The organism is Gordonia polyisoprenivorans NBRC 16320 = JCM 10675, from assembly GCF_000241325.1.
Lineage (GTDB): Bacteria > Actinomycetota > Actinomycetes > Mycobacteriales > Mycobacteriaceae > Gordonia > Gordonia polyisoprenivorans.
Map to the genome: position 1 here is coordinate 39,082 of NZ_BAEI01000066.1, position 6,949 is coordinate 46,030.

Sequence of the window (6,949 nt, forward strand, 5' to 3'; positions counted from 1 at the left end):
CCGCGACCGGAAACCCGTCCGCGGATTCCTGTGGTTCATCTCTGTGTGGTTCGTGCCTGTGGTTCCTCACCGACGCTAACCCAGTGGCCCTATCGGGCCGACACCAACCTCTTGTGGATGGCGTCGGCGGCGGCAAGAAGATCCGCGGCCCAGCGGGCCCCGGGCCGGCGTCCCATCCGGTCGATCGGCCCCGAAACCGAGATCGCGGCAACGACTTCGCCTGCCGCATCGCGTACCGGGGCCGAGACGCTGGCGACGCCCGCCGCACGCTCACCGGCACTCTGTGCCCACCCGCGTCGTCGGATGTCGTGCAGTGAGCGGTCGCTGAAGGCACTGTCGGCCAAGAGGTGTCGCTGTGTGCTCGTGTCGGCCCACGCCGCGAGGACCTTCGCGGCCGACCCGGCGGTCATCGGGAACCGGGTGCCCACCGGGACGGTGTCCCGCAGGCCGGTCGGTGGTTCCATCGCCGCGATACACACCCGCTCGGAGCCTTCGCGGCGATACACCTGGACCGATTCGCCGGTGATCTCCCGCAGTCGCGGCAGCACCATCAGTGCGGCCTCGCGCACCGGATCATGTGCCGAGGAGGCGAGTTCGCCCAAGGCCGGCCCGGGATACCAGCGGCCGGCGGCGTTGCGTGCGAGCAGGCGGTGCGTCTCGAGTCCCACCGCGAGTCGATGCGCGGTGGCCCGGGGCAGGCTGGTGCGTTCGCACAATTCCGTGAGATTGCACGGGGTCTCGGCGATGGCGCGCAGGACGGTGACCGACTTGTCGAGGACACCGATTCCGCTGCTGGGCTCCGATGCGCTATCCTTTCCCATAGGACGATACTAGCTGTCCAAATACTGAGATGCACGTCGGTCGGTGATCCGCAGCCCATTCCGGTCGCCGACAGCGACTTTGCCAGAGACGGATGCGAGTGCAGCCATGACGAACAACCCAGCCGGATCGAACAGCCCTGCGGGCGCGACATACAGCGCTGCGGACACCCCGAACACCCCAACGGGGCCACGCACTCTCGCCGAGAAGGTCTGGGACGACCACGTCGTCGTCCGCGGGGACGGGGCGTCGAAACCCGACCTGATCTACATCGATCTCCATCTGGTCCACGAGGTCACCAGTCCACAGGCCTTCGACGGTCTGCGGCTCGCCGGCCGTCCCGTGCGCCGGCCCGACCTGACGATCGCCACCGAGGATCACAACGTCCCGACGATCAAGACCGACCTCATCGCCGACCCGGTGTCGCGCACGCAGGTCGAGACCCTGCGTCGTAATTGCGAGGAATTCGGTATCCGGCTGCACCCCATGGGAGATGCCGAGCAGGGCATCGTGCACGTCGTCGGCCCGCAACTGGGACTGACCCAGCCGGGTATGACGGTGGTCTGCGGCGACTCGCACACCTCGACCCACGGCGCATTCGGTGCGCTGGCAATGGGAATCGGCACCTCCGAGGTCGAGCACGTCCTCGCGACCCAGACGCTCTCCCTGCGTCCCTTCAAGACCATGGCCATCACCGTCGACGGTGATCTGCCGACCGGCGTCACGAGCAAGGACCTCATCCTGGCCGTCATCGCCGAGATCGGTACCGGCGGCGGGCAGGGCTACGTCCTCGAATACCGCGGCTCGGCCATCGAGAAACTGTCGATGGAAGCGCGGATGACCATCTGCAACATGTCGATCGAGGCCGGCGCCCGCGCCGGGATGATCGCGCCCGACGCCGTCACCTACGAGTACCTGCGGGGCCGCCCCAACGCCCCCACCGGCGCCGACTGGGATGCGGCGGTGGCCTATTGGGATTCGTTGCGCACCGATCCCGGCGCGGAGTTCGACGCCGAGGTCCGCATCGACGCCGCCACGCTCTCTCCGTTCGTGACCTGGGGAACCAATCCCGGCCAGGGCGCGCCACTGTCGGCGACGGTGCCCGATCCGGCCGACATGGGCGACGAAACCGCCTCCGGCGCAGCAGCCAAGGCGCTGCAATACATGGACCTCACGCCCGGCACCCCGCTGCGCGAGGTGGCCGTCGACACCGTGTTCGTGGGCTCGTGCACCAATGGACGGATCGAGGATCTGCGTGCCGTTGCCGAAATCCTCAAGGGCCGCAAAGTGGCAGACGGACTCCGGATGCTGGTGGTGCCCGGGTCGATGCGCGTGCGTGCACAGGCCGAGGAGGAGGGTCTCGGTGAGATCTTCACTGCCGCAGGCGCCGAGTGGCGTCAGGCCGGATGCTCGATGTGCCTCGGGATGAACCCCGACCAACTCGCCCCGGGTCAGCGCTGTGCCTCGACCTCCAACCGCAACTTCGAGGGCCGGCAGGGTAAGGGTGGGCGAACTCACCTCGTCTCACCGGCCGTGGCCGCCGCCACCGCGGTGCGCGGCACCTTGTCCTCGCCCGCAGACCTGTAGCGCCCCAGAAGTCTTGGCCTTCGGCGGGAACTCCCGGCGAGTGCCCGCCACACCTCTCATTCACAGACCGGAGTCACATCATGGAACCCTTCATCGAGCACACCGGGATCGGCGTGCCGTTGCGCCGCAGCAACGTCGACACCGACCAGATCATCCCCGCCGTCTACCTCAAACGGGTCACCCGAACCGGATTCGAGGACGGACTCTTCGCCGGCTGGCGCTCCGATCCGGACTTCATCCTCAACGCCGAACCCTGGAATCGCGGTTCGGTCCTGGTCGCCGGACCCGACTTCGGGACCGGGTCGTCGCGCGAACATGCCGTCTGGGCGCTGTCGGACTTCGGTTTTCGGGTGGTCATCTCCTCCCGGTTCGCCGACATCTTCCGGGGTAACGCGGGCAAAGCGGGCCTGGTGGCCGCCCAGGTCGAGCAATCCGACGTCGAACTGCTGTGGAAGCGACTCGAGGAGCAGCCCGGCCTCGAAGTGACTGTGAGCCTTCCCGAGCGGACGGTGACCGCAGCAGACCTCGTGGTGCCGTTGACAATTGATGACTACACGCGGTGGCGTCTGATGGAGGGCCTCGACGACATCGGCCTGACATTACGGCAGGTAGACGCGATTTCCGAGTACGAGAACGGGCGGCCCGCCTTCAAGCCGGTGACCCTGCCGGCCTGAGTTCTGCTCCCGGGTTCGACCTCTCGGCAAGCCCCGAACGCCATCGACGGAACGTGTTAGCGGCCTGAAATTTTCGCAACACGTCCCGTCGATTGGCGTGGAAGATGGACGTTTTCGCCTCGGACGTTTACCGTGTGGGGTTAGCTGGCTATATCAGATACGGCCAGAACAGCTTGCGGAGGTATATCAATGAACAAGGCAGAGCTCATCGATGAGCTGACCAAGAAGCTCGACGCTGATCGCAAGACCGCGACCGAAGCGGTCGAGCTGATCGTCGACACCATCGTCCGCGCGGTGAACCGCGGCGAGAGTGTCACCATCACCGGGTTCGGTGTCTTCGAGAAGCGTCGTCGCGCACCGCGCGTCGCACGCAACCCGCGTACCGGTGAGACCGTGAAGGTGCGCGCCACCTCGGTTCCGGCGTTCCGTCCGGGCGCGCAGTTCAAGGCCGTCGTCGCCGGCAAGCAGAAGCTCTCGGCGACCGGTCCGGCCGTCAAGCGCGGAAGCGGTGCGGGCACCACCACCGCCGCGAAGAAGACCGCGGCGAAGAAGGCCCCGGCCAAGAAGACCGCGGCAAAGAAAGCTCCCGCCAAGAAGACCGCCGCCAAGAAGGCCCCGGCCAAGACCACTGCAACCAAGACCGCCGCCAAGAAGGCGCCGGCCAAGACCACTGCAGCGAAGAAGACGGCGGCCAAGAAGGCTCCCGCCAAGAAGACCGCGGCAAAGAAGGCTCCCGCCAAGAAGACCGCCGCCAAGAAGGCCCCCGCCAAGAAGACCACCCGGCGCTGAGCCCGCAACCGGGGCACACCCGGGGCGACCACGATCGCACTCACCCCTGACGAACTTCCCTCGTCAGGGGTGAGTTGCTGTGTGGGGCCCCGCCATCGACGAGTCGCGGTCGGCTCAGTGATCGAGTCGCCTTCGGCTCAGTGATCGAGACGCGGGAGAGGAGAATCGATGTGGTCGGCCGCCACCAGAGTGCCGGCGAGTGCCGAGAGCACCCACACACTTCCCTTGCGGTTGCGCGCCTTCGGCAAAGTGAGACCGTCGTGCTCGGCCCACCACTGCATCAGCGGCGGAATCACCTTGCCCTGACTACACACCGCACGCACCCGCCCATCCCCGGGCTCGGCGAGTTCCCTGATCCGCGCACGGGCCGGCGCCGGGTCGTCGGCATAGGCCGCCTCCGACAACGTGGGTTCCTCGATGATGGTGCCCCCGAGACGATCTCGGGTCGGGGCGAGAGTCTCGACGCAACGGACCGGGTTCGCACTGTGCAATTCGGTCACCCCGAACGCCGCCAGTAAGGGCACCAGCGCCCGCGCCTGCTCCCGACCCACCGCGTCGAGAGGGCGCGTCCGGTCCTCACCCCGATACCGAGAACGACTGCCCGCACGCGCATGCCGCACCAGCAGCAACGTCGTGAGCTCGACGGGTAACCGCGTGAACTCCTCCAGCACGGAACGATCCAGCCGATAGCTCAGGCGATCCGCCGCCTGCTCCGTCGACAACCAATCCAGCTCGTCGACCTCATGATTGGCCTCGAAGCGCCCACCCACCGACTCCGCCGACCAGTACCGGACATGCTTGCGGCCGTGCGGCAGATCGTAGGACACCGTCGTCAGCAGCCGACCCAGACGCACCACATGCCCGGTCTCCTCGTCGATCTCCCGGACAGCGGTATCGATCAGGGTCTCACCGGCGTCGAGCTTGCCCTTGGGCAACGTCCAATCGTCATACCGCGGGCGGTGCACCACCCCGATCTGCACCGTCCCCTTCGATCGGCGCCACAACACCCCACCGGCCGCCCAAACGGTCCTGGCGGGAGCGCTCTTCTGCGAATCCGACTTGCCCGACTTGGACATCGCCTCGTGTACACCTCTGCTCTTGTCGACACCCGTGAACCCCTGGGACGCGGGCGATCGTAACCGACCACGGTTACCGGACGGTGTCGACCCACCCCGGCAGGATCATGCGCCCGAGTCCCGGCGGGATCATGCGCCCGAGTCCCGGCGGGATCATGCGCCCGAGTCCCGGCGGGATCATGCGCCCGAGTCCCGGCGGCGATTCCGCCGCATCATCTGTCGCTGATGATCGCGCACCTCTTCACCCGCGGCGGGGGAGGCCACCCAGCTACCGTCGGAATGCAGCACCCAGCACCGGGTTCGCGGATCGAGGGCGGAGGAGAAGATGTCGGCGAGTTCACCGGTGAGGCGCTCATCGCGCACCTGCACCATCACCTCGATCCGACGATCGAGGTTGCGGTGCATCATGTCCGCGCTGCCGATCCAGTACTCGTCCTGCGCCCCGAAATGCATGATGCGCGAATGCTCCAGGAACTGTCCCAGGATCGAGCGCACCACGATGTTGTCACTCACACCCGGCATCCCCGGCCGCAATGCGCAGATCCCGCGTACCACGATCTCCACCGGAACCCCGCTCTGCGAGGCCCGATACAGGGCGTCGATGACCTGCTCGTCGACGAGTGCGTTGGCCTTCAAACGAATCCGCGCGCGCTCGTCGCCCTCGTGATGAGCGAGGATCTCCCGATCGATCCGATCGACGATTCCCGAACGGATGCCGTTCGGGGCGACCAAGATGTTGCGGTACTCGGTCTTGCGCGAGTAACCGGTCAGCGTGTTGAACAGATCGGTCAGGTCGGCGCCGATATCCGGTGCGGCGGTGAGCAACCCGACGTCCTCGTACAGCCGGGCGGTCTTCGGATTGTAGTTGCCGGTTCCGATGTGGCAGTAGCGCTTGATCGTCGAACCCTCACGCCGCACCACCAGGCAGGTCTTGCAGTGCGTCTTCAGGCCGACCAGACCATAGACGACGTGGACACCGGCCTGCTCGAGTTGACGCGCCCACTTGATGTTGGCCTGTTCGTCGAAACGTGCCTTGATCTCCACGAGCGCCACGACCTGCTTGCCCGCTTCGGCGGCGTCGATGAGCGCGTTGACGATCGGCGAATCACCCGACGTGCGGTACAGCGTCTGCTTGATCGCCAACACGTGCGGATCGGCAGCAGCCTGTTCGATGAACCGCTGAACGCTGGTCGAGAACGAGTCATAGGGATGATGGACGAGCACATCGCCTTCGCGCAGGGTGGAGAAGACACTCTTGGGCGTCTCGCGTTCACCGAACGCCGGATGTGTTGCGGGAACGAACGGACGATCCTTCAGGTGCGGACGATCCAGACCGTAGATCTCGAACAGCGAGGACAGGTCGAGCAATCCGGGTACCTGGATGACGTCGGCCGGATTGACGTCGAGTTCCCGCAGCAGCAACTCGAGCATGTGCTCGCTCATGTCGTCGGCGACCTCGAGACGCACCGGTGAACCGAAACGGCGACGGGCGAGTTCGCGTTCGAGAGCCTGCAACAGGTCCTCGTCGCGATCCTCCTCGACCTCGAAATCGGCGTTGCGGGTGATCCGGAAGACGTGATGCTCGACGATCTGCATCTCCGGGAACAGATGTTCCAGATTCGCGGCGATGAGGTTTTCCATCGGCAACAGCACGGCGGGGTGGTGGCCGCGGCCGTCGGCCACCGCCGACCCGGGAGCGAGCTGGTCGACGCGGACGAAACGATTGACGTTGTCGGGCACCTTGACTCGCGCGAAGTGCTCGCCGCCCTCGTTCGTGTCCTTCACCGTCACCGCCAGATTCAGCGACAGCCCGGAGATGTAGGGGAACGGATGGGCCGGATCGACGGCGAGCGGGGTGAGTACCGGGAAGACCTGCTCGTGGAAGTGCTCCACCATCCGCTTCTGCTGATCGGCATCGAGCTCCGACCACGACACCACGTGAATTCCGTTGTCCGCCAAGTCGGGTCGTACCGAATCGAGGAACACGCGGGCATGCCGGTCGGC

The 6,949-nt window shown here is 66.3% G+C and carries 6 protein-coding genes; 3 read left to right on the forward strand and 3 right to left on the reverse strand.

Annotated features, from left to right (window positions below; genetic code table 11):
- Nucleotides 1-89 precede the first annotated feature (89 nt).
- Complete coding sequence (locus GOPIP_RS17260; RefSeq protein WP_006371032.1) at nt 90-821, reverse strand: IclR family transcriptional regulator; 732 nt, start codon at nt 819-821, stop codon at nt 90-92.
- A gap of 106 nt (nt 822-927) precedes the next feature.
- On the opposite strand from GOPIP_RS17260, the gene leuC reads away from it, so the two are divergent.
- The 3 genes from leuC (at nt 928) to GOPIP_RS17275 (ending at nt 3,869) form a co-directional block, all read left to right on the forward strand.
- Nucleotides 928-2,406, forward strand: a complete 1,479-nt coding sequence (gene leuC, locus GOPIP_RS17265; protein WP_006371033.1) for a 3-isopropylmalate dehydratase large subunit — start codon at nt 928-930, stop codon at nt 2,404-2,406.
- A gap of 80 nt (nt 2,407-2,486) precedes the next feature.
- Nucleotides 2,487-3,080: a 3-isopropylmalate dehydratase small subunit gene (leuD, locus tag GOPIP_RS17270; RefSeq protein ID WP_006371034.1), complete on the forward strand. Its 594-nt coding sequence runs from the start codon at nt 2,487-2,489 to the stop codon at nt 3,078-3,080.
- Between the two features lie 189 nt (nt 3,081-3,269).
- Nucleotides 3,270-3,869 carry an HU family DNA-binding protein gene (locus GOPIP_RS17275; RefSeq protein ID WP_006371035.1) on the forward strand — a complete coding sequence of 200 codons (600 nt, stop codon included), beginning with the start codon at nt 3,270-3,272 and terminating at the stop codon, nt 3,867-3,869.
- Nucleotides 3,870-4,006: 137 nt separating this feature from the next.
- Here GOPIP_RS17275 and GOPIP_RS17280 read toward each other — a convergent pair whose 3' ends face one another.
- Entirely contained in the window at nt 4,007-4,945 is a 939-nt protein-coding gene (locus GOPIP_RS17280; RefSeq protein WP_006371036.1) for a bifunctional NUDIX hydrolase/histidine phosphatase family protein, read from the reverse strand.
- A 177-nt stretch (nt 4,946-5,122) separates the two neighbouring features.
- Nucleotides 5,123-6,949, reverse strand: a 1,827-nt coding sequence (locus tag GOPIP_RS17285) for an RNA degradosome polyphosphate kinase (protein ID WP_006371037.1), incomplete at its 5' end; no start/stop codon positions are given.

Coding starts and splice junctions, on each gene's coding strand:
- GOPIP_RS17260 (WP_006371032.1), bottom strand. CDS start 821: ATGGGAAAGGATAGCGCATCGGAGCCCAGCAGCGGAATCGGTGTCCTC.
- leuC (WP_006371033.1), top strand. CDS start 928: ATGACGAACAACCCAGCCGGATCGAACAGCCCTGCGGGCGCGACATAC.
- leuD (WP_006371034.1), top strand. CDS start 2,487: ATGGAACCCTTCATCGAGCACACCGGGATCGGCGTGCCGTTGCGCCGC.
- GOPIP_RS17275 (WP_006371035.1), top strand. CDS start 3,270: ATGAACAAGGCAGAGCTCATCGATGAGCTGACCAAGAAGCTCGACGCT.
- GOPIP_RS17280 (WP_006371036.1), bottom strand. CDS start 4,945: ATGTCCAAGTCGGGCAAGTCGGATTCGCAGAAGAGCGCTCCCGCCAGG.